26 protein-coding genes and 1 pseudogene are annotated in these 23,156 nt (G+C 70.3%); 16 read left to right on the top strand and 11 right to left on the bottom strand.

Annotated elements, in window-relative coordinates; genetic code table 11:
* Window positions 1–3: 3 nt before the first annotated feature.
* Window positions 4–903 carry an SGNH/GDSL hydrolase family protein gene (locus AB0H71_RS03185; protein ID WP_357014352.1) on the top strand — a complete coding sequence of 300 codons (900 nt, stop codon included), beginning with the start codon at window positions 4–6 and terminating at the stop codon, window positions 901–903.
* Window positions 900–2,201 (top strand): acyltransferase, encoded by a 1,302-nt coding sequence (locus AB0H71_RS03180; protein ID WP_357014350.1) that lies wholly within the window; start codon window positions 900–902, stop codon window positions 2,199–2,201. Before AB0H71_RS03185 ends, AB0H71_RS03180 begins: the two co-directional genes overlap by 4 nt.
* 215 nt (window positions 2,202–2,416) lie before the next feature.
* Here AB0H71_RS03180 and AB0H71_RS03175 read toward each other — a convergent pair whose 3' ends face one another.
* Together AB0H71_RS03175 and AB0H71_RS03170 are read right to left on the bottom strand one after the other, a co-directional pair.
* The gene (locus AB0H71_RS03175; RefSeq protein WP_357014349.1) at window positions 2,417–2,524 is read right to left on the bottom strand and encodes a lipoprotein; all 108 of its coding nucleotides are present in this window, start codon (window positions 2,522–2,524) and stop codon (window positions 2,417–2,419) included.
* Between the two features lie 169 nt (window positions 2,525–2,693).
* On the bottom strand, window positions 2,694–2,879 hold the full coding sequence (locus tag AB0H71_RS03170; RefSeq protein ID WP_357014347.1) for a hypothetical protein: 186 nt from the start codon (window positions 2,877–2,879) through the stop codon (window positions 2,694–2,696).
* Between the two features lie 127 nt (window positions 2,880–3,006).
* Here AB0H71_RS03170 and AB0H71_RS03165 point away from each other — a divergent pair, with 127 nt between their 5' ends.
* From AB0H71_RS03165 to AB0H71_RS03155, 3 genes are read left to right on the top strand one after another with little or no spacing between them, the layout of a single operon-like run.
* A complete protein-coding gene (locus tag AB0H71_RS03165) occupies window positions 3,007–3,423 on the top strand; it encodes a hypothetical protein (RefSeq protein ID WP_357014345.1) in 417 nt (138 codons plus the stop codon).
* On the top strand, window positions 3,404–3,922 hold the full coding sequence (locus AB0H71_RS03160; protein ID WP_357014344.1) for a DUF6879 family protein: 519 nt from the start codon (window positions 3,404–3,406) through the stop codon (window positions 3,920–3,922). Before AB0H71_RS03165 ends, AB0H71_RS03160 begins: the two co-directional genes overlap by 20 nt.
* Entirely contained in the window at window positions 3,919–4,740 is an 822-nt protein-coding gene (locus tag AB0H71_RS03155; RefSeq protein ID WP_357014342.1) for a helix-turn-helix transcriptional regulator, read from the top strand. The genes AB0H71_RS03160 and AB0H71_RS03155 overlap by 4 nt, the downstream gene beginning before the upstream one ends.
* Before the next feature lie 139 nt (window positions 4,741–4,879).
* Here the strand turns inward: AB0H71_RS03155 and AB0H71_RS03150 are convergent, their stop codons facing one another.
* Complete coding sequence (locus AB0H71_RS03150) at window positions 4,880–5,713, bottom strand: hypothetical protein (RefSeq protein WP_357014340.1); 834 nt, start codon at window positions 5,711–5,713, stop codon at window positions 4,880–4,882.
* 32 nt (window positions 5,714–5,745) lie between these two features.
* Here AB0H71_RS03150 and AB0H71_RS03145 point away from each other — a divergent pair, with 32 nt between their 5' ends.
* Window positions 5,746–6,687: a restriction endonuclease gene (locus AB0H71_RS03145; protein WP_357014338.1), complete on the top strand. Its 942-nt coding sequence runs from the start codon at window positions 5,746–5,748 to the stop codon at window positions 6,685–6,687.
* A gap of 207 nt (window positions 6,688–6,894) precedes the next feature.
* Here AB0H71_RS03145 and AB0H71_RS03140 read toward each other — a convergent pair whose 3' ends face one another.
* Both AB0H71_RS03140 and AB0H71_RS03135 read right to left on the bottom strand, forming a co-directional pair.
* Entirely contained in the window at window positions 6,895–8,046 is a 1,152-nt protein-coding gene (locus AB0H71_RS03140) for a hypothetical protein (protein WP_357014336.1), read from the bottom strand.
* Window positions 8,043–8,972 (bottom strand): metal-dependent hydrolase, encoded by a 930-nt coding sequence (locus tag AB0H71_RS03135; RefSeq protein ID WP_357014335.1) that lies wholly within the window; start codon window positions 8,970–8,972, stop codon window positions 8,043–8,045. The genes AB0H71_RS03140 and AB0H71_RS03135 overlap by 4 nt, the downstream gene beginning before the upstream one ends.
* Before the next feature lie 89 nt (window positions 8,973–9,061).
* Between AB0H71_RS03135 and AB0H71_RS03130 the strand changes: the two genes are divergently transcribed.
* From AB0H71_RS03130 to AB0H71_RS03110, 5 genes and pseudogenes are all read left to right on the top strand, one after another.
* On the top strand, window positions 9,062–9,673 hold the full coding sequence (locus AB0H71_RS03130) for a TetR/AcrR family transcriptional regulator (protein ID WP_357014333.1): 612 nt from the start codon (window positions 9,062–9,064) through the stop codon (window positions 9,671–9,673).
* Window positions 9,674–9,856: 183 nt separating this feature from the next.
* A complete protein-coding gene (locus AB0H71_RS03125; protein WP_357016119.1) occupies window positions 9,857–10,891 on the top strand; it encodes a glycosyltransferase family 1 protein in 1,035 nt (344 codons plus the stop codon).
* The gene (locus AB0H71_RS03120; RefSeq protein WP_357014331.1) at window positions 10,888–11,976 is read left to right on the top strand and encodes a glycosyltransferase; all 1,089 of its coding nucleotides are present in this window, start codon (window positions 10,888–10,890) and stop codon (window positions 11,974–11,976) included. The genes AB0H71_RS03125 and AB0H71_RS03120 overlap by 4 nt, the downstream gene beginning before the upstream one ends.
* A complete protein-coding gene (locus AB0H71_RS03115) occupies window positions 11,973–12,953 on the top strand; it encodes a glycosyltransferase (RefSeq protein WP_357014329.1) in 981 nt (326 codons plus the stop codon). Before AB0H71_RS03120 ends, AB0H71_RS03115 begins: the two co-directional genes overlap by 4 nt.
* A pseudogene (locus AB0H71_RS03110) lies at window positions 12,863–13,585 on the top strand (glycosyltransferase family 2 protein); the annotation flags it as partial. The gene AB0H71_RS03115 and the pseudogene AB0H71_RS03110, both read left to right, overlap by 91 nt.
* A gap of 176 nt (window positions 13,586–13,761) precedes the next feature.
* On the opposite strand, the gene AB0H71_RS03105 reads toward AB0H71_RS03110, so the two are convergent.
* Window positions 13,762–15,153 (bottom strand): FAD-dependent oxidoreductase, encoded by a 1,392-nt coding sequence (locus tag AB0H71_RS03105; RefSeq protein WP_357014327.1) that lies wholly within the window; start codon window positions 15,151–15,153, stop codon window positions 13,762–13,764.
* Window positions 15,154–15,163: 10 nt separating this feature from the next.
* Entirely contained in the window at window positions 15,164–16,051 is an 888-nt protein-coding gene (locus tag AB0H71_RS03100) for a diiron oxygenase (RefSeq protein ID WP_357014326.1), read from the bottom strand.
* A 308-nt stretch (window positions 16,052–16,359) separates the two neighbouring features.
* Here AB0H71_RS03100 and AB0H71_RS03095 point away from each other — a divergent pair, with 308 nt between their 5' ends.
* Window positions 16,360–16,563 (top strand): cold-shock protein, encoded by a 204-nt coding sequence (locus AB0H71_RS03095; RefSeq protein ID WP_067650927.1) that lies wholly within the window; start codon window positions 16,360–16,362, stop codon window positions 16,561–16,563.
* A 50-nt stretch (window positions 16,564–16,613) separates the two neighbouring features.
* Here AB0H71_RS03095 and AB0H71_RS03090 read toward each other — a convergent pair whose 3' ends face one another.
* Window positions 16,614–16,829 (bottom strand): hypothetical protein, encoded by a 216-nt coding sequence (locus AB0H71_RS03090; protein ID WP_357014324.1) that lies wholly within the window; start codon window positions 16,827–16,829, stop codon window positions 16,614–16,616.
* 135 nt (window positions 16,830–16,964) lie between these two features.
* On the opposite strand from AB0H71_RS03090, the gene AB0H71_RS03085 reads away from it, so the two are divergent.
* Both AB0H71_RS03085 and AB0H71_RS03080 read left to right on the top strand, forming a co-directional pair.
* Entirely contained in the window at window positions 16,965–17,522 is a 558-nt protein-coding gene (locus AB0H71_RS03085; RefSeq protein WP_357014322.1) for a hypothetical protein, read from the top strand.
* A 44-nt stretch (window positions 17,523–17,566) separates the two neighbouring features.
* Complete coding sequence (locus AB0H71_RS03080) at window positions 17,567–18,370, top strand: hypothetical protein (protein WP_357014320.1); 804 nt, start codon at window positions 17,567–17,569, stop codon at window positions 18,368–18,370.
* Window positions 18,371–18,422: 52 nt separating this feature from the next.
* Here AB0H71_RS03080 and AB0H71_RS03075 read toward each other — a convergent pair whose 3' ends face one another.
* From AB0H71_RS03075 to AB0H71_RS03065, 3 genes are read right to left on the bottom strand one after another with little or no spacing between them, the layout of a single operon-like run.
* Window positions 18,423–18,887, bottom strand: coding sequence for a group II truncated hemoglobin (locus AB0H71_RS03075; protein ID WP_357014319.1), 465 nt, complete (start codon window positions 18,885–18,887; stop codon window positions 18,423–18,425).
* Between the two features lie 14 nt (window positions 18,888–18,901).
* Window positions 18,902–19,981 (bottom strand): NAD(P)-dependent oxidoreductase, encoded by a 1,080-nt coding sequence (locus AB0H71_RS03070; protein WP_357014317.1) that lies wholly within the window; start codon window positions 19,979–19,981, stop codon window positions 18,902–18,904.
* Complete coding sequence (locus AB0H71_RS03065; RefSeq protein ID WP_357014315.1) at window positions 19,978–20,472, bottom strand: nuclear transport factor 2 family protein; 495 nt, start codon at window positions 20,470–20,472, stop codon at window positions 19,978–19,980. Before AB0H71_RS03065 ends, AB0H71_RS03070 begins: the two co-directional genes overlap by 4 nt.
* Window positions 20,473–20,676: 204 nt before the next feature.
* On the opposite strand from AB0H71_RS03065, the gene AB0H71_RS03060 reads away from it, so the two are divergent.
* Both AB0H71_RS03060 and AB0H71_RS03055 read left to right on the top strand, forming a co-directional pair.
* Complete coding sequence (locus AB0H71_RS03060; RefSeq protein ID WP_357014314.1) at window positions 20,677–21,738, top strand: dihydrodipicolinate reductase; 1,062 nt, start codon at window positions 20,677–20,679, stop codon at window positions 21,736–21,738.
* A complete protein-coding gene (locus AB0H71_RS03055) occupies window positions 21,735–23,114 on the top strand; it encodes an ABC transporter substrate-binding protein (protein ID WP_357014312.1) in 1,380 nt (459 codons plus the stop codon). The genes AB0H71_RS03060 and AB0H71_RS03055 overlap by 4 nt, the downstream gene beginning before the upstream one ends.
* Window positions 23,115–23,156 lie beyond the last annotated feature (42 nt).

Below are 23,156 nucleotides of genomic sequence, written 5' to 3'. Positions count from 1 at the left end.
ACGATGAGATCCGTCGTCAGCGCCGTGTGCGCGGCGGCCCTGCTGACCGCCGCGTCGGCACTGGGAACCGCCGCGGCGCAGGCCGATCCGGTGCCCGAGGGCACGCCGGTCGTGGTCCTCGGCGATTCCTACACCGCCAACGGCTGGGATCCCTTCACCCTCGGCGATGTCTGCGTGCGCGGCGCCACCGCGTGGCCCGCGCAGCTCGGCCGGTTGATCGGGTCGGAGGGGCAGGTGGCGAACCCCTCCTGCTCCGGCGGGACCATCGACAGCGGCCCCGGCTACACCCTCACCCACGAGGTGCTCCAGGCCGACCGCGAGGGCGCCTTCGGCCCCGCCACCCGGCTCGTGACGCTGCAACTCGGCCTCGACGACCACTGGGGCGAGACCGAGCAGACGCTCTGGTACGGCCTGCAGCAGTGCGTCTTCGACCTGATCCGCGGCTGCGACCTGGACGCGGTCGAGCAGGGGCGCTACCCGGACCTGCGCGGCGTCACCGGCACCAGCTACGCCGAGCGGATCCGCGCCGCGATCACCTACATCCGCTACTACGCCCCCGCCGCCCGGGTCGTCATCATGGGATATCCGGAGGTCCTGGTTCCCGGCACGGACACGGCCTGCGTCAGCATCCTCGGCGTCGCGCCGTTCGTGCAGCCGCGCGCCGGGGCCGTGGTGGAGTACTTCGACCGGATGGACCGCGCCCAGCGCGAGGCCGCGCAGCTGCTCGGGCTGGAGTTCTTCGACGCCCGCGCGCTCACCGCCGGGCACGGGCTCTGCTCGGCCGAGCCGTGGATCAACGGGCTCTTCGACTGGCGCACCGATATCGCCGGGCTGCCGCTGCACCCCTCCGCCCGTGGCGACGCCGTCGTCGCGAACGCGCTGTACGACAGGTACCTCCGGTGATCACGCTTCCGGAGACCGCTAAGGTCGCCGGGGAGCGGCGGCCGGCGCTGCCGTCGCTCACCGGCGCGCGCTGGTGGGCGGCGTTCGCGGTGTTCACCCTGCACGCCCTGGTGTTCCTGCCGGTGTACCCGTTCCAGAAGTCCGAGCTGTTCCGGACGCTGCACCAGTGGCTGCCCATGCAGCTCGGGGCCGCCGGGGTCACCTTCTTCTTCGTGCTCTCGGGCTTCATCATCTACTGGTCGTTCCGGCCCGGCATGCCGGTGCGGCTCTTCTACCGGCGCCGGGTGCTGAAGATCTACCCCACCCACCTGGTGGCGGCGGCCGCGTTCGTCCTGGTCGCGGCGGTGCCGCTGCACCGGCTGGTGGTGTGGCTGCCGAACCTGTTCCTGGTGCACGCGTGGGTGCCGAAGTGGAGCACTGTCGGCGGGCTCAATGTGCCGTCCTGGTCGCTCGCCTCGGAGATGCTGTTCTACCTGAGCTTTCCGCTGCTGGTCCCGCTGGTGCTGCGCATCCCGGCGCGCCGGCTGCTGCTCGCCGCCACCCTCCTGGTGCTGGCCGTGCTCGCCCTGCACGCCGCCTTCTACCTCTGGGTGCCGGGCCCGAAGGGCATCGCCAATGCCTTCGCGCCCCGCCTGGTACCCGGCGACACCTCCCCCTACTACGAGCTGCACGCCTCCCCCGCCTGGTTCGCACAGCCCGATATCCCGGTGTCGCAGTCCTATTGGCTCGGCTACACCTTCCCCCTGGCCCGGCTCCCCGAGTTCTACCTCGGCGTGCTCGCGGCCCGCATGGTGATCGAGGGACGCTGGCGCAACACCCGCCTCGCACCCCCCGTCCTCGCCCTGGCCCTCGCCTACGCCGCGACCTGGCTGGTGCCGGTCGACTTCAAGATGTCGGCGCTGCTCATCGCGCCCACCGCGGCGGTGGTGGCGACGCTCGCGGTCCGGGATCTGCGCGGGATCCGCGGGGTCAACGCGCATCCGCGCATGGTGTGGTTCGGGAATATCTCGTACGCGTTCTACCTGATCCAGTTCCCGGTGATGGTGCTGGTCACCCGGTTGTTCATCGGCGGGCGGCAGTTCGGGTTCGTCGGGTGGGCCGGGTTCAGCGTTCTCGTGCTGGTGCTGTCGACCGCGGCCGCCGCGGCTATCTACCACTGGGTGGATCTGCCGGTGATGAACCGGTTCGCCGGGCGGTCGGCGCCGCCCGGAGCGGGCGAAGATTCCGCAACACCTCGCGTGAGCTCGGAAAAGGGGGCACAGGTAGGTTCGCTGCGGTCTACACGGATACACAGATAGTGTTCGTGCGCGGCCGATGTCAACACAGGTCCGCCACCGAGGTCCGCCGTTGTACGGTTCGATCGCTCGACGTCTGTAGCCGGAAAGTCCCCCAGACGCCACCGCACCGGCGGGGGCGGGGTCGCATCCGGGCGGGGTCGGCACGTCGGCGGACGGCCGGGACGCTGGTGCGGTGGACGGTTGCGGGGCGGGTGTGGTGACCACGGCCCGCGTTGTCACGGTGACGGCGGGTCTTTGCGTGCTCGATGGTGGGCGGCGGGTTCGTTGGCGCATCCGGACAACGCGGCGATGGCGAGGGCGGCGAGCACGGGGCGGCGGTTCATGGTCTCCTCTTATTCGGGATGGGACGGACCACCGGAAGTTCCAACGTGGTCGCGGCGGCGGTCGTGAAGTATTCGGAGCTGTGCCGTCCGGCCGGGCGAGGTGTGGTGCGACGACGGCCCTCCACGAACCCGAGGGCGAACGACGCGAGAACCACCGTGGTGCAGAGAATCACGACCACAACGACTCGCAAGGCAACGGGGGCAGATCGTCGCACGCGCCGTCATCGACCACGACCGGCACACCGAGCCAGGCGCCCACGTCCTGCGCGTACAGGTCGGCCGCTTGCCGACCGGCTCGGTACGAGAACACACGTCCGGCGAACGTCAGCCGGACACGGCACTGTTCTTGTGCCATCCCAGCCCCCTTTCGTTTGGCGATGAGCCGGGTGGAGGACGACGACACCCCACCCGACCCATTGCGAACGAACGTACGAACACGGCGGCGAAATCCTGAATGTGTTTGCTACTGTTTTCTTTTAAGCATGAAAATTGTTGACTGGTATCGCGAGTTGTCTGACGATCGGAACATGGAAGAAAACATGCGAAACACTCCGCCCGATACCTCTCCGCTGCGCATAACGTTCCTGGGCAAACACACCCAGGGCGGCGACTCGCCCACGCTGTACGCCACCGACCGGGGCACGTACGTGGTTCAGGGCTGGCGGGTACCGGGCCACGACGACCAAGTGGAGATTTCCCACCCGCTGCTCGCGTTCCTGGAACCGGGCACATGCCTCGGCGTACTGCTCCACGATACCGGGCACGGGACGTTCATCCTCGGCGGTGGCCCGGTGACCGATCCGGGTGCGCTGGCCGAGATGAACATCCCGGACCATGAGACCTGCATCGAGGTACCCCAAGGAAGGGAAGTCAGGAAGTATGCGACTCCTGCGGCATGAGGCGTTCTACGACCTCTTCCGTTCGTGCAAGCGCACCGCATTTCACCTCGAAGTTGTCGACACGTACTCCACACCCGAGGAATCCGAACCGTTCCGGAAATTCCTCGCCGGGGAACCGGACGACTTCGAGTGGTTCCACGACTGGACGGACCTCGTTCGCGAGGTCACGTCGTCGGGAATCGTGATGCGGCGTGCCCGCGTCGTCACGGAGCCGAATGTCGACTACACCCGATGGGGCCTCGTCGTCGCGCATCAGAACATCGACGCCGGGGAGGACATCCGATACCTTCCCCGGCACCGGATCGACCCGGCCGAGCTGTCGGCGGATGACTTTTGGTTGTTCGATGACACGCTCGTGTCATTCACCACCTTCACGCCCGACGGCGCGGCGGGTGGGGGCGCGGTCACGACCGACCCCGTCATTGCCGACTACGCCCGGTCGGTGTGGAATCGAGTGTGGGATCGTGCAATCCCCCACGCCGAGTACATCCGGGCGTGACCACCACCGCGAAACAGGCGCGCGAGGCGTTCGGTGACCGCCTGCGCAACCTCCGCAAGGACGCCGGGCTGACCGGTCGGCAACTCGCCGAACTCGCCGGTTGGCCCGGCTCCAAGGTGTCGAAAATCGAGTACGGCAGGCAGGCGCCCACCGATGACGACTTGCGCGTGTGGTGCATCCACACCCGCAGCGCCGACCAGGTGCCCGACCTCATCGCCACGTTGCGCAACGTCGAAGCGGCATACCTCGAATGGCGGCGGATGCGACTGCCCCACCGCCAGAAACAATCGGTCGCCGTTGCCGAGCGGACAAACCTCATTCGCTCGTTCGAGCTGTTGCTGGTCCCCGGCCTGTTGCAGACCCCGCCGTACGCCGAAGCGATTCTTCGCCGGGTACTCAGCTTCTACGACGGTCCGAACGATGACATCGGCGCGAGCTTGGCCGCGCGGCTCGAACGGCAACAGGTTCTGTACCGGGGCAACCACCGGTTCTATTTCATCCTCTCGGAGCAAGTTCTCCACACCCGCGTCGGCACCGCGGACTTGATGGTGGAGCAGATGGACCGGTTGCTGACCGCGATGTCGCTGCCCCGCGTCGCGCTGGGCATCATCCCGGCCGACCACGAATACCTCGCGCCGACGAACAACTTCGTCATGTACGACGATCGAGAGGTCCGGGTCGAAACCGTGTCGGCCGAGCTCACGATCACCCAACCGGCCGAGATTGCTCTGTACGACAAGTCATTTCAGACGCTCCGCGCGCAAGCCGTCCACGGGGCCGATGCCCGCGCGATGATCGCCGCCGCGATGAGCCGCTGAGCGCCCCCGTGACGGCCTGAGCGGTGTCCGGCCCACCACGGACGGCCGGACGACCCATCCGGCCCGCCCACGGCCCGGATAGCCGCTACTTTCGGACCACCATGTCGGGATCGTGTCCACACCGCCCCGGCATGACGGGCTACCCGGCCGGAAACGGCTCCGCGAGCAGGTCAGATACCATCAGTCCAAGTTGCCTGGCGGCGGCGGTTACCTCCACACGGCCCCGGCGGTTTGCCTTGCCGTGCGTGATGTCGCCCCGAATCTCGTAGCAGTACCGGAAGAAGTCCCCGGACGCCGTGCCGTTGTACTGCTTGGTTGGCAACTTCGTCTCGACAAAATTGACCAGAGTGTCAGTGATCCCCCGGTAGATGCGCACCCCATGCAATGCCTCCACTGAACTCGTGAGCAATACGATCCGCGCCTCCGGGTTCGACTCGAAGAACGATGCACTGAACAGGTCGTATGCTGCTTCGTCCTTCGCCTGCGGGGTAGCCCGCGGAACAGCCAACGCGCCTTTGAGAGCCGTCTCTAATCGTTCGGGCGAGGGGGTGTGAACCATCGTGGCGTGCCCGGTCATGAAAACCGGCGAGGGGTCGTCCTCGAATACCAGCGTGCCGTTATACCCCTCGAAGGTCGGCACACCGAACCTCTGCTCCATCATTCGGTGCGCCGGTTGCTGCGTGGGTTCGCGCGGAATCCGGTCGCCGAAGTCGGCCCCGATACGGAGCTTTGCGAGGGACGCCTGAACCGCGATGCGCCACTGCACAGCCGCATCCTCGGCAGCGGCACGCGATTCGTACGAACCGCCGATCAGAAACAGCGTGTCCGCCTTCTCGATCGTCAGCTCATCGTTGCCGGTCGACAACCGTACATGTGGGCTCGCCTCCGCTGGTGTCAGCTCGTGTCGCGGCGCGTCGATGTCCAGCCGTGTGTGGACGCTGATGTTGATTTGAGTCCTGAACGAATAGCCCACCGAGCGATCATGGCAACCCGTATCCTGCCCTGGTGCCGAAACGCACTAACCTCTTCCAACAGGTCGTCACGGTGATCCACGAGCATCTCGCTGATGGCGTGACCGTCGAGGAGTCAGCGATGCTGACCAATCGGCGCACCGGGCGGAAGCGAGAGGTAGACGTCGTTCTCCGATCGAAGTCCGGCGGCTATGAGTTCCTCATCGGAATCGAGGCCACATCGAGGCGGCGAGGTCCTGCGAGCACTCCGTGGGTCGAAGCCATGATCGGCAAGCACCAGAACCTACCCACAAACAAGGTCATCCTGGTTTCAGAGAGCGGCTTCACCGAACAGGCTCGCGAACTGGCGATCCAGGAAAACATGGTGCCGATCTCGCCTGAAACCCTGGGCGACGGTGACCCGGCGTTCCGGATCGTCAACTCAGTCCGATCGCTATGGCCGAAGCAGATCGACCTAACTCCTCGGGGTGCCCACGTGATGGTGGACGTTCCAGGCGAGGGTGTCGGCTGGCTCCGCGCGCCACACGATCTGGACGTGTTCGCTGTGGATGAGTCGTGGGCCCCGCTCCATTCCGTCATTGACGCGCTCCTTCGCGGAAATTGGCCCCGGATCGCCGAGCAAATCGACCTAGTGAACATCGCAGAGGATTTCGACGGAACCGCCGTTCTCTCGGTCGGGCCGGGTTGGACGATCAAGATTGATGGGGTCGAACAGTCGTTGTACGTACGGTACGTCGACGGCAACCGGACGGACTTCCATCGAATCGACGGCATCGAACTCGTGGCGAATGCTCTCATCACCGTGACCGAGATTCAGCTCCACCATCGGCACCTCGCAGAGACCAACGTCAGCTACTCGTACGGTGAAGGTCGCATCGGGGACACGAACGCACTGATCGTGGCGACCGAGTCAGAGAACGGGGGCATGATGTCCATCAAGCTCAACCCGGCCCACATGAAGAAGGCCGGTGACTGACGTATGGCCTGACCACACCCTGCACATGCACGATCTGACGCGCGGCAGGCCGGCCTGAATTTCATGTCGAATGACCGACCGGCGCGGGCTGTGCGTTGACGAGCCGTATTAACCGGAAATAGTCCTGGCAGCCGAGAAGTTCAGCACCGCCGTGTGCGATCTCTGTGTCCGGCGGTGCAGCCGGGTGACGGCTGCACCGCCGAGGCGCTACGCCGAGGCGGACTCCGCGGCCGGTGCCACCGCTTCACTCGGCGCCGCCGCCCGCGGGATCGTTACGGTCGCAAGCACGGAGGCGATCGCGATCACGAAGCAGGCGATCGTGTACCAGAGGCTGCCGATGGGATCGCCGTTGTCCGTAACCCCGTCCACCGCCCCGAAGTAGTCGGGAAGCGCGGTCACCCACAGCACCGCCATCACCACCAGGTAGACCACGGCGTACCACTGCACGAAGCCGTTCCGATCGCCCCGCAAAGACGAAGCCTCGGAGCGCAGCTCCGACCACCGGCGCCACAGCAGCACCACCGCGACCACCGACAGCACGGCGAGCTCCGCCGCGTACACCACACCGCGCACGGTGTCGCTGCCGATGCCGATCACCGTGGCGGGCAGCGGAAGCACGAAGGTGCCGACCGAGGCGAGCAACCCGATCACCACGGTCCGCCAAACCAGTTGCAGCCCGGTGAACCTCACCCCGGCATCGACCTGCCGCCCGACGAAGAACTGCACGCACAGCGCCAGCGACATCGGCCAGAGCGCGGCGAAGACGACCACGCTCGGCAGCGGCACGGCGTCGAAGAAGGGCTGGTTGATCGGGTTGTCCAGGGACCACTCCCACCAGCGCAGCTGCGGGCCGATGTGGTCGAAGATCTCGTAGAAGGCGTGGTGCACGAAGCCGACGCAGACCGCACCCGCCAGCACCCCGTAGCGGCGGAACACCCCGAGCATGCGGACGATCTCGAAGGCCAGCGTCGCCATGAGCGGATAGATCGCGACGATGTAGAGCGGCAGCCGCCCCCACAGGAAGTCGACGGTGAACACATTGTGCGCGAACATGGTGTCGACGTGTTCTTCGATGCCGAAGGCCGCCGGGAAGTACAGCGGCGGCTCGATCACGAACAGGTAGGCGGTGGCGCCGAACCAGAGGACCAGATTGGTCGGGTCGCCGTGCCTGCGCAGCCGCAGGATGGCGTAGACCAGCGCCAGGATCGAGCCGAGCACGATGGTCAGCTCGAGCACCGGCAGCGTCCAGTTCTCCAGCGCGGCCGGGTTGCGGAACTCGACGAGCCCGCCCGCCTCGTCGCAGGAGAAGCCGAGCCGCGCCGCGAGTTCGGCGAAGGTGGGGGCGCAGAGGTCGCTCATCGCCGCACCGCCAGCGGGGCCTCGGCGGTGTACCAGCGGGTGCAGTCGTAGCCGGCGTCGTAGCGCGCGAACCACTCGCCCGCCAGCGCGGGCAGCTTCTCGCCACCCGGGTCGTGCCCCGGCATCTGGCTGCGGAACACCCCGGCCAGCGCGGTGAGCTGCTCCCCGCGCGGCAGCCCGTCGAAGGCGCGCGGCATGGGGCCCTTGGTCAGGTAGGGCGCGACCGAGCCGAGCACCTTCTGCTTGACCCGGTGGGTGGCGAACATGGACAGCGCGTCGACCTTCCGCTGCGCCAGCGGGACGTGCTGGTTGAACCCGGCGCAGGCGATCCGGATCACCTTCATGACGTGCGCGAAGATCGAGGGCGCCATCCGCATGCGGTACAGCTCGTTGCCGACCAGCGCGTTGAACAGGATCAGCGCGGAACTCCGGTGCTCGACCTCCTCCACGAAGTGCCAGAGGAAGAGCGAGGCCACCCGGTCGTCGCCGGGGCGGAAGAGGGTGTCGGCGTGGTCGAGCATGAGCTTGAAGACCGGCGTGAAGGTGGCCTCCAGATCGGCGGTGTAGGCCAGCCGGTAGTCGGTGGAGGTCGCCTCGGTGAGCAGGTCGAACTCGCCGATCACCGCGTCCAGCGTGTTCTGCAGCCCGGGGTACCGCGCGATCAGCGCCTTGACGTGCTGGCGGTGCGCGGTGGAGTGATGCCCCTCCTGCCGCATGAAGGCGATCGCCTCCGCCGACACCTCCGGATCGGTCAGCACCGGCTTGAGCTGCATGATCAGCTTGACGATCATCTTCTCGAAGCCGACCGCCAGGAACGAGACCGCATTGGTCATGCTCGACCAGGCCGGGTTCTCGGGGTTCCAGCAGAAGGGCACGTCGGCGGAGTCGAAGCCGAAATCCATCTTCCGCGGTTGTAACTGGGTCATCTCTCGCCTCACACCTCGGGGCCGTTTGGGTCACCATACACAAATGCAAGCGGCTGTATGATTGCTTTCGCGCTGGTAAGGTCCGATCGGTGGCGCGCAGACGCGGATGGGGCGGCAGTCCGCCGGTCGACGACGAGGACGCGCAGCGCCGCATCGTCGCCGCCGCCGTCGAGCTGATCGGCGCGACCGGCGCCGCGATCACGATCGCCCAGGTCGCCGAGGTGCTCGGGGTGATCCGGCAGACCGTCTACCGCTACTTCCCCACCGCCGAGGCGCTGATGACCGCCGCCGCCATGGCCTCCGTCGACGGCTTCCTCGACCGGCTCACCGCGCACGTGGCCGGGCTCGACGACCCGGCCGAGGCGATGACCGAGGGCGTGCTCTTCACCCTGGTCGAGGTGCGCCGCACCCCGCACCTCGGGCTGCTGCTCTCCAGCTCCTACTCCGGGCGCGACCCGGACAGCCTCACCTCCGAGCAGGCGCGGACCTTCGGCATGACCATGATCCGGCGCTTCGACGTGGACTGGGAGCGGCACGGGTACGACGAGGCGGCGCTGCACGAACTCGTGGAGTACGTGCTGCGGACCATGCAGTCCTTCTTCGTCTCGCCGGGGGATCCGCCGCGCACCGAGGACCGGCTGCGGGCCTACCTGCGCCGCTGGATGGGCACCGCCATCGCCGCGCAGTCGCGGGTCGGCTGACGCCGGGAGCGGCCGCCGGGAGTTTGCCGCCGCACACCCAGGGTAGGAGCCTGCCGTCACCTGTGATCAGCGGCGAAAGGACGGACCTGGCATGGTGCGAACTCCTGGCGGGCAGCGATGACCGAGGCCGTGCTCGCGCCGCCGCGGCGGCCGGGCGGGCCGGCGCCGATCCGGGTGGCGTCGGTGCCCGCTTCGCACGTCTACGTGCGGCACCTGGGCGATCCCGACGCCGCCGACGGGGTGCTCCGGCTGCCCGACCCGCCACCCGCGGACGGGCGGACCGTGCCGGGCGGCTGGTGGCCGCCGCTCATGCTCGACCCGGCCTGGATCGACGCGCACCACGCCGAATTCGACCTCATGCACCTCCATTTCGGCTTCGACACCGTCGAGCCCGCGGTGCTGCGCGAGATCACCGGCCGGTTGCGGGCGCACGGCAAGCCGCTCGTCTACACCGTGCACGACCTGCGCAACCCGCACCACCCCGACCCCGCCGCGCACCACGCCCAGCTCGACGTGCTGATCGCGGCCGCCGACGTGCTCATCACCCTGACGCCGGGCGCGGCGCGGGAGATCGAGCGCCGCTGGGGACGGCGGCCGCACGTGCTGCCGCACCCGCACGTGGTCGAGCCCGGCCTGCTGCGGGCCGGGCGAACGCCGCTGCGGCGGTTCGGCATCGGGGTGCACGTGAAGAGCCTGCGCGCCAATATGGACCCGCTGCCGGTGCTGGAGGTGCTGGCCGGGGTGGTCACCGAGCTCCCCGACGCGGTGCTGCGGATCAACCTGCACGACGAGATGTTCGACCCGGACAACCACTGGTACGACCCGGACACGGGCGCCGCGGTGCTCGCCTTCCGGCAGCGCCAGCAGGTCGAGGTGCAGGTGCACGAGTACTTCTCCGACGCCGAGCTGTGGCGGTACCTGTCCTCGCTCTCGGTCTCGGTGCTGCCCTACCGCTTCGGCACGCACTCGGGGTGGCTGGAGGCCTGCTACGACCTCGGCACCGCGGTCATCGCCCCGGACTGCGGCCACTACGGCGACCAGCGGCCCTGCCACACCTACGGATTCGGCGCGGACGGGCTGGACGCGGCCGCGCTGCGGCGCGCGGTGCTCGCGGCGCACGCCGGCCGGGCACCCCGCGCGACCTGGCCGCAGCGGCTCGCCGAGCGCCGCGCACTGGCCGCCGCGCACCGGCGCCTCTACCAGCGGGCACTGTCGTGAGCGAGCTGCGGGTCGCACTCATCGCCTCCAGCAGGCACCCCATCGCCCAGCCCTTCGCGGGCGGGCTGGAGGCGCACGTGTGGCACCTGGCCCGCGCGCTGCGCGGCCGCGGCCACGCGGTGACGCTCTTCGCCGCCGCGGGCAGCGACCCGGCGCTCGACGCGGCGACCGTCACCGAACCGGCGTTCACGCCGAGCCCGCTCGCCGCCGCCGATCCCTCGGCCGCGCCGGCCGAGTTCCTGGTCGACCACCACGCCTACCTGAGCCTCATGCTGCGGCTCCAGCGCACCGGCGCCGCGAATTTCGACGTGGTGCACAACCACAGCCTGCACTACCTGCCGGTGGCCATGGCCGCGGGCGTGCCGGTGCCGATGCTGACCACCCTGCACACCCCGCCGACGCCGTGGCTGGAGTCCGCGTTCGGGGTCGCCGGGGCGGGCGGGTCGGCGTTCGCGGCGGTCAGCGCGCACACCGCGCGGTCCTGGCGGCCGCTGCTCGGCGAGATCCCGGTGATCGGCAACGGGATCGACGCGCGGTGCTGGCCGGTCGGCCGCGGCGGCCCCGACCTGGTGTGGACCGGGCGGATCACCCCGGAGAAGGGCACCGAGCTCGCGATCGAGGCCGCCGCGGCGGCCGGGCGCAGGCTGCACCTGGCCGGGCCGGTGAGCGACGGCGGCTACTTCGCGCGGGCGGTGGCGCCGCGGCTGGGGCCGGATGTCGTCTACCACGGGCACCTGCACCAGGCGGCGCTCGCGGAGCTGGTCGGCTCGTGTGCGGCCGCGCTGGTCACCCCGTGCTGGGACGAGCCGTACGGGCTCGTGGTAGCCGAGGCGCTCGCCTGCGGGACGCCGGTCGTCGCCTTCGCGCGCGGCGGAATCCCGGAGATCCTCGACGCCGGCTCCGGCGTGCTGGTCCCGCCCGGCGACACCGCCGCCATGGCGGCCGCCGCCGACCGGGCCGCCGCGCTGTCGCGGGCGGATGCCAGGCGGCGCGCCGAAACGCACTGCGCCCAGTCCGGGATGGTCGAGGCCTACCTGCGCCGCTACGAACGGTTGATCGGCCGCGGCGCGGAGGTGGCCGCGTGATCGGCTACTACGTGCACCACCACGGTGCCGGGCACCTGCACCGCGCCCGGGCCATCGCCGCCGAACTCACCGAGCCGGTGACCGTGCTGACCTCGCTCCCCGACCCGGGCCCCGGCTTCGCCGGCACCGTGCCCCTGCCCCGCGACGACGAGGGCGCCGACCCGACCGGCACCGACGCGGGCGGCGCGCTGCACTGGGTGCCGCGCGGTGACCGCGGGCTCGCGGACCGGATGGCGGCCATCGCGGCGTGGATCGCCGCGGCGCGGCCCGCCGCACTGGTCGTGGACGTGTCGGTGGAGGTGGCGCTGCTGGCCCGGCTGCACGGGGTCCCGGTGGTGACCATGGTGCTGCCCGGCGAGCGGGTGGACGACCCGCACCGGCTGGTGCACCGCATCGCCGACCGGGTGATCGCCGCATGGCCCCGCGAGCTGAACGATCCGCCCTACCTGCGCGGCCGCGACGTCCGCTTCGTCGGCGGGATCAGCCGTTTCGCCGGGCGTGCGAGGGATCCGGATCCGCTGGCGCCCGACGTGCTGGTGCTGGCCGGAGCGGGCGGTGCGGACTTCGGCGCGAAGGACGTCGCGGAACTGGCTGGGCGGCAGGCAAACTGGCGCTATCTCGGCCCCGGCGCCTGGGTGGACGACCCGTGGCCGCTGCTGTGCGGGGCCGGGGTCGTGATCACGCACTGCGGGCAGGGCGCCGTCGCCGATATCGCCGCCGCCGGGGCGCGGGCGGTGCTGATTCCCGCCGCGCGGCCGTTCGGCGAGCAGCACGCCACCGCCGCCGCGCTGGACGCCGCCGGGCTCGCGGTCGTCGCGGAGCACTGGCCCGCGCCCGGCGAGTGGCCCGAGCTGCTCGGGCGCGCCGCGGAGCTCGACCCGGACCGGTGGAGCGCCTGGCGCACCACCGGCGCCGCCGCCAGGGCCGCCGCCGTGATCGAGGAGCTCACCGGGCACCGCGAGCGGCGGGCATCGTGAGGACGGCGGTGATCACCCTGTGCGGCAACCGGCTTCCGCACCTGCGCAATCAGCTGCGCGGCATAGAACTCGGGACGCTGGGCCCCGATCTGCACCTCGTGGTCGCGCTCGGGGACCCCGCCGTCGCCCCCGCGCTCACCGAAACACCTGCGCACGTGATCGAATTCGATTGCGCCGCGCCGCTTCCCCTGGCGTCCGCGCGCAATCTCGGCGCCAAGGCCGCGCTGGCGGCCGGGGCCGAGGTGCTGATCTTCCTCGATGTGGACTGCGTTCCCGCCCCCGAGCTGGTCGCCCGCTACCGCGAGCTGGCGGCCTCCGGTGCACCGGCGCTGTGGTGCGGTCCGGTCACCTACCTGCCCCCGCCACCGCCGGACGGCTACGACCTCGAACGGCTCGCAGCACACCGGGCCCCGCACCCCGTCCGCCCCGACCCCGGCCCCCGCGCGGTGCTGCGCGACGGTGACCACGACCTCTTCTGGTCCCTGTCCTTCGCGCTCACCGCCGGCACCTGGCGCACGCTCGGCGGCTTCCACCCCGGCTACCGCGGCTACGGCGGCGAGGACACCGATTACGGCGCCAAGGCCGCCGCGCTCGGCGTACCGCTGCACTGGGCGGGCGGCGCCGACGCCTACCACCAGCACCACCCGGTCTCCGACCCGCCGGTCGAGCACGTCACCGACATCCTCGCCAACGCCGCCCGCTTCCACCGCCGCTGGGCCCGCTGGCCCATGACCGGCTGGCTGCGCGCCTTCGCCGACGCCGGGCTGGCCCGCTACGACCCGGTCCGCGACACCTGGACCGCGCCGGATCACGCCCGGACGAGCTCGCCCGAGCGCACCCCCGCCAGATCGTCGGCGAGCGCCGCCACGGTCTCCGCCGCGCACACCCGGTTGTCCCCCACCCCGCCGACCGGCCCGCGCTTGGCCCACCCCGTGACGTAGAGCCCGGAGACGACATCGCCGGTCGCCGGATCCACGACCCGCCCCGCCCGGTGCGCCACCGTGCCCCGCTCGCTGAGCGGCACCCCGCGCAGCGGCGTCACCTGGAACCCGGCGGCGCTGACCACCGAGTTCGCCCCGAAGGTGCGCCCCGCGCCGGTCGAGACGCGCAGCGTGCGGCCGTCGGCGATCTCCAGCCCGGTCGCCTCGCTGCCGAAGGAGAAGACCACCCTGGTGCGGCCGCGGACGGGCGGGTCGCCGATATCGACCGTGGGCAGCCCGCCGATATCCCGGACGAACGGCGTCGGCACCGCACGCGGCGCCAGCCCGGCGCGATCCCTGGCGAGGTCGACATTGCGCAGCTGCGCGAGCTTGTGGAAGACCGACGGGGTGAAGGCGACCCGGTCGGTGCGGGAGAGCACCACGATCTGCTCGACCGGACGCCCGCCGAGGTTCACCTCGTCCCGGGTGACGATGTGCCGCACCAGGTCCATGGCGACATTGCCGCCGCCCACCACCAGGCAGACCGGGCCGAGGTCACCGGCCCCGGCGGGGGCGGGCAGCCCGGCATTGTCGGCGGCGATGATGTCGATGGCGTGGTGGAAGCCGGGGATCCGGCGGTGGTTGTCGTGGCCGAGGGTGCGCGGGCGGGTCGCGCCGCAGGCCAGCACGGTGGCGTCGAACTCACGGCGCAGCTCGTCCACGGCGATGTCGACGCCGATCTCGGTGCCGAGCAGCACGGTCACCCGGTCGTCGCCGAAGGGCTTGCCGAACAGCCCGATCATGTCCCGCACCCGGCTGTCGGCGTGCGAGACGCCGCGGCGCAGCAGCCCGCCGATCTCCTCGTGCTTCTCGAACACCGTGATCCGCGCCGAGCCGGAGCGCTGCAGCAGCTCCCGCACGGTGTAGAGCGCGGCCGGACCGGCGCCCACCACGGCGATCCGCAGCGGCGCCGGCAGCGCGCGGTGGCCGGTGTCGCGCGGCGCCGGCACCCGCGGCGAGCGCGGCCTGCCCCGGAAGAACTCCTCGTTGATCCGCGCGAACGGCAGCTCGGTGCTGGTCAGGTCGAACTCGGACTTGATCGCCGAGGCCGGGCAGGCCTCCACGCAGGCGGTGCAGTCGATGCAGGTGCGCGGGTCGATGTGCAGGGTCGCGGCCGTCCCGAAGCCGGGCTCTCCCGGCGCCGGGTGGATACAGTTCTGCGGGCACACCTTGACGCACGAGGCGTCCTTGCAGCAGTGGCCGAGGATCACATGGGTCACGCGGGTTCCCTCACAGCAGGTTCGACTTGCGGTAGATCCAGCGGGAGCCGCGATCGAGCAGCTCCTCCCGGCTCAGGAAATCCATCAGCGGCTCGGCGGCCCGGCGGAACATCATCCGGTGGTGCTCGTTGCCGTCGATGGCGCGCTTGACGGTCGCCCAGTCCAGGCCCAGGTCCTCGTAGACCCGCCGGTTGATCAGGCTCTTCCCGATCACGTGGGTGCCGATCGCGATGATCAGCGCGCAGATCCGGCGCCGCAGCCGCGAGCGCCCCGCCAGCTGGTCGCGGATATTGCGCCGCGCGAACTGCATGTGCCGCGACTCCTCCACCACGTGGATGTAGGAGGTCTGGCGCACCGCGGCGGCCACCTCCGGATCCGCCATCCAGTCGCGCTGCATGACGTCGAAGATCTCCTCGCCCGCCAGCACCAACCCGTAGACCGCCTCGCGCCAGGCCACGTAGCGGAACAACCAGCCGAAGACGGCGAAGGAGAAATCCCTGCGGTGGAACCGCGCGCCGATCCCGGCCACCGCGTTCACGAACATCAGCGAGTGCATGTTCTCGTCGGCGCACTCGTGCAGCAGGAAGCGGGTGTCCGGGCGCGCCGGGTCGGCGTTCACGTGCCTGCGCAGCAGCGCCGACTGCAGCAGCAGCTCCAGCCAGATCGCGATCCCGAGGAACTGGGCCACCTCGGCCCTGGTCACCAGCACCTGCTGCGCGGGCGGGAGCGCCCGCCAGGCCGCGGTGTCGTACAGCGGCGACCAGCGCGGCGACATGCCGTGCGAGCGGTCGTCGTGCTTGGCGTCGGCGAAGATCGCCGGGTCGCGGGCGTCGAAGGACAGCCGCGCTGCCGAGGACAGCAGATCTTCGAACAGGGCATCGCTGTCCGCAGACGTCATCGTCACTCCTTCGGTCGGGCGAAATCGAGCCGAGGTCCCACAACATTCGGAGCGCGGCCGGGCGGGGACTGCTCTCGCGGCATCCGTGCGCGCCCCGGTGCACCCACGGTCGGCTTCCCCGCGGTCAGCGGACCCCCGGACGCCGTTCACCGCCGTTTCACTCGGGGACCGGTCGGTTGCGATCCCGTAGCGATCGTCACGTTTACCCACCCGAGGGTGCGCGAGAGGAGTAGATATGGCAGGCTGTCCTGTGAGCACGGGTTGTCGCAGCGATTTCCCGGCTCTCAACAGAAAGCAACACAAAGTAAATGACGCAAGGCAGTGTGAAGTGGTTCAACGGCGAAAAGGGCTTCGGGTTCATCGCGCAAGACGGTGGCGGCCCTGACGTGTTCGTCCACTACTCCGCGATTTCCGGCTCCGGGTTCAAGTCCCTGGACGAGGGGCAGCGTGTCGAGTTCGAGATCGAGCAGGGCCAGAAGGGTCCGCAGGCTCAGAGCGTCCGCGCCATCTGAGAGCAGCTAGTACTACGGGAACCCGCGCTTCGGCGCGGGTTTTCGTGCGTTCAGGGGGTTGTTGCGGTGTGTAGGTGCGGCGAGAGTCCAGGGGCCGCGGCCACCGTCCGCTCGACCTTCGGCGACGATGCCCCGGTCAGCGCGCGGCGGCGGTTCTTCTCGTCGGCTTCCGCGCCGACCGCGTAGTCGCCGATCGCGATGATGGCGGAGTCCAGTTCGCGGACACTGCTGGCGCGGATCGGCTCGCCGTTGCGCCGGGGTTTCACATCCGCCTGGAACGGGCAACGGAGGTCGGCGGGCTCGCGGCGGTAGCATCCCAGGAGCAGGGCTGCTCGAGCGGCCTGGCCGGTGGGAGCTGCGGCGATCGGGCGTAAAGCTGAGATGGCAGAGGGGGCGCAGGTATGGCAGACGATGCTCAGGCACCGGCGGAGGGCGGTCAGTACGGTCTGGATCTCGGGGTCGAGGTCGAGCGCACCGCGTGGGGCGAATGGGTCGATCCGGCCCGGCGGGCGGCGGCGGCGCAGCGGTTCCTGCGCCTGGCCGAGATCGACCGGCTCCCTCCGACGCCGTGGGCGCCGGACTCGCCCGAAGCGCGGCGGTTGAATCCGATCGTGGAGCAGTTGTTCCCCGACCTCGACACCGCGATGGCCCCGCAGAACGCGGAGATGGCCGATGCGTTCATCTGCTTCGTCGGGGAGTGCTTCGCCGCGTACGCGGGCGGGCAGTGGATCGACTACGAGTGGCCGGACCGCGAGTACAGCTTCTACGACGCGGTCAACCCGGCGTTGCGTCTGGACACCGAGGACGAGGACGAGCTGACGGCGTGGTTCGTGATGGAGTCGATGATCGGCTACCACCGCGAGGAGCACGAGGGCATGTTCTCCGAACTCGCCGCCACCCTGAACGAGTACGCCGCCGATCATGAGCAGACCAAGCGGGAAAACTCCCGCACCAGCTAGAAACCACGCCGCGCTGCGTGGCGGGGGCGTCGGGGGGCGCGGCTGTGCCGGAGTACGACAAGGATCGCGAGCACTACGACAACAACCGGCGGGGCCGGATCTTCGAGACCGGTACCGAGCAGTACTACCGCGATCGGGAGCGCGGCTACACCCGGGACTCGCGGACATTCATCTCGCCGCGGATCGGCACGATCAAGTTCGACAAGACCCGCGAGGTCGACGGCCGCGTGCAGGCCATCGAGGAGAAGTCCGGGCGCATCGAGGGCAAGAAGGACGAGAAACAGCTCAAAGCGGTGCGGGATCTGCTCGCGCGCGGGACCGTGTCCCAGCATGTGCTGCGCTCGGTGCAGGGCGAGGCGGTATCGAAGACGTGCCAGGAACTGATCCAGGGCCTCACCCGCGATTTTCCGGGTCAGTTCAACCACCAGGTCATTTCCCGCGCCGACGCTCGACAGATCTGGGCATTGGGCCTGCAGCGAGAACAGGGCCAGCAGCTGGAACTACCCGGTGTCGGTGAACAAGCCCGTCGGCAACGCCACACCCGCCAGCAGGACCGCGCCCGAGAGGAACGAGAGCGCGAGGAACGCGCCCACCACGCGCAGCAGATCGCCCAGCAACGACAGCGCGAGGCCGCCGAACGGTTCGCTCGCGCCGCGCGGGAAGCACGCGAGGCAGCAGAACGCGGGCAGCGCCGGCCCTTCTCCGCACGCGACATCGCCGACCTGCTCGCGGTGAGCCGCCCACCGCCGGGCTATGAGTCACCCCACCGTGAGCCTCCCGCCGCCGGAAGCACCCGCGCCGGGCGCGAAGAACGCAACCGGGTACGCGGAACCGAACGCGAACGCTGAACCCCCTGTCGCCGTTGCGCTCGGGGAACCTTGACCAGCACCGAAGTCCCGATCAGGGCTGAAAAGGCGGCGCTACACCCCATCCCCAGTGCGGCACCGGCGCCTGCTCCACCACCTCGGCCCCCGGCTGCGAATTGTGCAGCGCCAGCCGCGTCCCCCACTCCAGGTAGCCGACGAGCGCCGCCCGGAACTCCGGATCGTCCGGCAACTCGGCGTCGTCGGCGGCCAGGCTCATGAGCGAGGCGAAGCGGAAGCGCTGCTCGGGGGTGATGCCGAGGTTCCGGTGGTGGGCCAGCATGGTGGCGTAGCCGCCGCGGCGCTCGGTGTACCCGGCGGGGCCGCCGAAGACCTCGCTCCACCAGGTGGTGACGTGGTCGCGGTGGGCGGCCGTGACCCCGCCGGGGAAGAGCGGGCCGAGCAGCTCGTCGCGCTCGACCCGGTCGTAGAAGCAGCCGATCATGCGCTCGATGGCGGGTCTGCCGCCCGCCCACTGGTACAGCGTTGGAATCTCGCTCACCTGTAACAGTGTAATCACTGCAAAGGTGCTTCGTCCGCGAGGATTTCGGGGCCGTAGCGGCGGGTGAGGAAGGTCCACGGATCGGCGTAGCGGCCGCGGCGTTCGAGGCGGCGCTGGGCGGCGAGGAAGAACAGGATCACCGGGCGCAGCGCGGGGCCGACGACGCGCGGGAGCTGTCCGTTCGCGCCGGCGACCCAGGCGACGGTGTCGGGCCAGTCGTGCGCCTGGAATTCGAGCAGGGCCTGGCTCTCGGTGGTGTCGAACCAGCCGGTGAAGCTCCAGCCGCGGTCGTCGGCGGGGTCGCCGGGCAGCCCGGCGCGCTCGCCGAGCCGGCCGAGCCCGGTGGCGGCGGCGATATCGTCGCTCAGCTCCTGGGAGCGGAGGCGGTAGCTGTCGTTGCCCGCGATCAGCAGCACCTTGCCCGCGACGGCGGGGCCGCGCTCGACCGCGGTGGCGAAGGCGAGGGCGGCGTCGCGGGCGTCGACGGCGTGGATGCGGTTGTCGGTGGGGATGGCGCGCATGAGCGAGAGGTAGTCGCCGTTCAGCCGTCCGGCGCCGACCGGGGAGATCACCCCGGCCAGCCGCAGCACGGCGTGCGGCAGCCCGCTGCCGGTGACGACGGCCTCGCCGAGCACCTTGTCCGCGCCGTAGCGGTCGATCGGGGCGACCGGGGTGCCGGTGGTGATCGGCTCCGGGTAGCGGTACGGGTTGCGGGAGCCGTAGACGGCGGCGCTGGAGGCGAAGAGCAGCAGCGGCGGCGTCTCCAGGGCCCGGGCCGCCTCGACGAGGTTCGTCGTGCCCTCCACATTCACCTTCCTGGCGTGCGCGGGCGCCCGGTAGGAGATGGGGGCGTAGACGGCGGCCAGGTGCACGATGGCGTCCGGCCGGTGCTCGGCGACCACGGCCTGCACGGCCTCCCGGTCGAGCAGGTCGGTCCAGGAGGGGACGAGCGCGCCGGCGAGCCCGGCGGCCGCCGTCTCGGTGGCGTCGGTGCGCAGCTCCAGCGCGATCACGGTGTGCCCGCGGGCCAGCAGCAGCTCGGTGCAGAGCGCGCCGATCTGGCCGAACGCGCCGGTGACCAGCACGGTGCTCACAGCCCGCGCCTCCGGGCGAGCGCGGCGCCGGCATCGCGCAGCCGCGGGGTGAGCCGCACCGCGACCAGCGGGGTGCGGATGTCCTCCCGGACGCGGGTGAGCGCGGAGGTGGCGATGCGCCAGGTGCCGCCCTGTTTCTCGTAGGTCTCGTGGTAATGGCCGTAGCCGTGCAGGTCGAAGCCGGGGCCGAGCCGCACCACGTCGTGCAGCGCCCAGACCCCGGTGGCGGTGGTGGCCGAGGTCAGCTCGAGCTCCGGGTTGTGCACCTGGTGCACGGTCGGCCTGCCGTCGCCGAGGGTGGCGCGGATGTAGGCGACGAAGGCGTCGGCGCCGGTGACGACCTGGCCGCCGGCCGCGGAGGTGTCGCTGACGAAGCCGTCGGTGAAGAGCGCCCGCCACTCGGCCCAGCGTTTGGTGTCCAGGTAGCGGCAGTAGCGCGCCTTGAGTGCGGTGATCGCGGTGACCTCGCGCCACCCTGCCGACTCGTCCATCGCCGCTCCCGTCCGCCGGACCCACTGTCGCCGGATATGCCTAACACGACCTCCCAACCCAGGTCAACGATTCTTCCCCATCGGGACAAATGGGAGTGATTGACTGTATCCGCCAGTTATTTTCCGGCCGGGAAAAACCGGGACGGCGAGGAGTAAGCAGGACGCGAGAATCCGGTTCGACTTTTTCGAGAACGAGAGGCACCGATGTCGGCGAAGAGCTATCGGGTCGTGCAGTGGACGACCGGCAATGTGGGCAGGAGCTCGGTCAAGGCGTTGATCGCGCACCCCGCGGTGGAGCTGGTCGGGTGCTACGCGTGGTCGCCGGAGAAGGCGGGCAGGGACATCGGTGAGCTGGCCGGGCTGGACCCGATCGGGGTCGCGGCCACCAACGATGTGAAGGCGCTGCTGGCGCTGGAGCCGGACTGCGTCGTCTACAACCCGATGTGGATCGATGTCGCCGAGCTGGAGGAGATCCTGGCCTCCGGCGCCAATGTGGTGACGACGGCGTCGTTCATCACCGGCCACAACCTCGACGCCGACCGGGCCCGGCTGGAAGACGCCTGTCGCCGCGGCGGCTCCACCATCTTCGGCTCCGGGGTGAGCCCCGGCTTCGCGCAGCTGCTCGCCATCGTGGCGGCCAATGCCTGCGACCGGGTCGACAAGGTGACCATCGCCGAGCAGGCCGACACCACCTTCTACGACTCCCCCGCCACCGAGCGCCCGGTCGGCTTCGGCACCGCCATCGACGATCCGGCGCTCGACGGCATGGCCGAGCGGGGCACCGCGGTCTTCGCCGAGGCGGTGCGGCTGCTCGCCGATTCACTCGGCGCCGAGCTGGACGAGATCCGCTGCGTCGCCGAGTACGCGCAGACCACCGAGGATCTCGACCTCGGCTCCTGGACCATCGAGAAGGGCTGCGTCGCCGGCGTCTTCGTGAGCTGGCAGGGCATCGTCGGCGGGAAGACCGTGGTCGACCTGAACGTGCGCTGGCGCAAGGGCCAGAGCCTGGACCCGGATTGGAAGCTGGACGGCGACGGCTGGAAGATCACCGTGGACGGCCGCCCCACCGTGACCATGAACGTCGGCTTCCTGCCGCCCCCCGACTTCGTCGGCGAGACCATCGCCGACTTCATGGTGCTCGGCCACATCATGACCGCCATGCCGCCGATCCACGCCATCCCGGCGGTGGTGCAGGCCGGGGCGGGCATCGTCACCTACACCGACCTGCCGCTGACCCTGCCGCGCGGCATCCTGAGCGCGCCGTGACCACCCGGCTGCGCGCGGCCGCCGTCCTCGCGGCGGCCGCGCTGCTCGCGCTCACCGGCTGCGGCCGCTCCGGCGAGCCGGGCCGGGAGGACGGGGGCGGCGGTGGAACGCCCGCGGTCGCCGCCGAGTTCGGCGATCTCGGCGCGGTCTGCGGAAGCGGCGCGCCGACGAAGGCGACCGGGCGCGGGGTCACCGCGGAGAGCGTGACCGTCGGGGTCGTCGCCGATCTGGGGTTCACCAAGAACCCGGAGTTCATCGAGGCCGCCGAGGTCTTCACCGCCTGGTGCAACGACCACGGCGGCATCGCCGGGCGGCGGATCGAGCTGAAGGTCCGCGACACCAGGCTCACCGAGGTCAAGCAGCGCATGCTGGAGTCCTGCCGCGACGACTTCGCCCTGGTCGGCGGCGGCGCCGGGCTGGACTCGCTGGGTGTGAAGGACCGGCTGAACTGCCTGCTGCCCAGCTTCCCGGCGCAGGTCGCGCAGCCGGGCAGCGTCGGCGCCGACCTGGAGGTGAGCGCCTCTCCGACCACGCTGCCCCGGCACGACATCTACACCGGGTTCCGGCAGTGGTTGCTGGAGGCGTACCCGGCGTCGCGGGACCGGATCGGCTACGTCAGCGCCGACTCCCCGGTCTCCAAGATCCTCGGCGACAAGGGCAAGGAGAGCTTCGAGGCGCTCGGCGCGAGCATCGTCTACGACGACCGCTACCCCATCGCGGGCGTGCCGGACTGGACCCCGTTCGCGCAGGCGCTGAAGGACCGGGAGGTGCGCGGGCTGGTCTTCAACGGCGAGCCGAGGCAGCTGGCCAAGCTGGAGGAGGCGCTCACCGGGATCGGCTACCGGCCGGACTGGATCGACGCCACCAACAACAACTACAGCGCCGGGTTCCTGAGCGACCTCGGGCAGTCGCTGGCCTTCCAGAACAATGTGGCCGACCTCGGCGGCGTCAGCCCCATCGAGGAGGGCGCCGCCGTCCCGGTCATGGCGCAGGTGCGGAAGCTCTTCGCCGCGTACGCGCCGGACAGCACGCTGAGCTTTCCGCAGCTGCGCTCGCTCTCGGCCTGGCTGCTCTTCGCGAAGGCGGCGTCGAGCTGCGGCGACGACCTCACCCCTCGCTGCGTGTACGAGGCCGCGAGCGCCGAGCAGGCGTGGACCGCCGGTGGTTTGCAGGCACCGATCGATCTCACCGACCGCGACGGCACCTCGGTCTGCTTCGACATCGAGCAGGCCACCCCGGACGGCTGGAAGCCCGCCGACTTCCGCCCGGACACCGGCCCGTACCGCTGCGACGTGCGACCCTACGCCTTCCGCCGCGACTACGGCGCGCCGCTCACCCTCGCCGATGTCGGGAAATCCCTGGCCGACCTGCGGTGACCGCTACCCCGACCGCGCGGTCTGCACCCGTAGGCTGGGCGG

The organism is Nocardia sp. NPDC050697 (assembly GCF_040654395.1).
Lineage (GTDB): Bacteria > Actinomycetota > Actinomycetes > Mycobacteriales > Mycobacteriaceae > Nocardia.
Note: the sequence above shows the minus strand (reverse complement) of the source record. Positions and strands in the feature narration are given on the sequence as shown.

What these genes read in the sequence shown, in the direction of transcription:
- AB0H71_RS03135 (WP_357014335.1), bottom strand. Translation starts at nt 8,972, where the DNA reads ATGACCCAGTTACAACCGCGGAAGATGGATTTCGGCTTCGACTCCGCC.
- AB0H71_RS03185 (WP_357014352.1), top strand. Translation starts at nt 4, where the DNA reads ATGAGATCCGTCGTCAGCGCCGTGTGCGCGGCGGCCCTGCTGACCGCC.
- AB0H71_RS03175 (WP_357014349.1), bottom strand. Translation starts at nt 2,524, where the DNA reads ATGAACCGCCGCCCCGTGCTCGCCGCCCTCGCCATCGCCGCGTTGTCC.
- AB0H71_RS03085 (WP_357014322.1), top strand. Translation starts at nt 16,965, where the DNA reads ATGGCAGACGATGCTCAGGCACCGGCGGAGGGCGGTCAGTACGGTCTG.
- AB0H71_RS03165 (WP_357014345.1), top strand. Translation starts at nt 3,007, where the DNA reads ATGAAAATTGTTGACTGGTATCGCGAGTTGTCTGACGATCGGAACATG.
- AB0H71_RS03170 (WP_357014347.1), bottom strand. Translation starts at nt 2,879, where the DNA reads ATGGCACAAGAACAGTGCCGTGTCCGGCTGACGTTCGCCGGACGTGTG.
- AB0H71_RS03065 (WP_357014315.1), bottom strand. Translation starts at nt 20,472, where the DNA reads ATGGACGAGTCGGCAGGGTGGCGCGAGGTCACCGCGATCACCGCACTC.
- AB0H71_RS03095 (WP_067650927.1), top strand. Translation starts at nt 16,360, where the DNA reads ATGACGCAAGGCAGTGTGAAGTGGTTCAACGGCGAAAAGGGCTTCGGG.
- AB0H71_RS03100 (WP_357014326.1), bottom strand. Translation starts at nt 16,051, where the DNA reads ATGACGTCTGCGGACAGCGATGCCCTGTTCGAAGATCTGCTGTCCTCG.
- AB0H71_RS03160 (WP_357014344.1), top strand. Translation starts at nt 3,404, where the DNA reads ATGCGACTCCTGCGGCATGAGGCGTTCTACGACCTCTTCCGTTCGTGC.
- AB0H71_RS03140 (WP_357014336.1), bottom strand. Translation starts at nt 8,046, where the DNA reads ATGAGCGACCTCTGCGCCCCCACCTTCGCCGAACTCGCGGCGCGGCTC.
- AB0H71_RS03060 (WP_357014314.1), top strand. Translation starts at nt 20,677, where the DNA reads ATGTCGGCGAAGAGCTATCGGGTCGTGCAGTGGACGACCGGCAATGTG.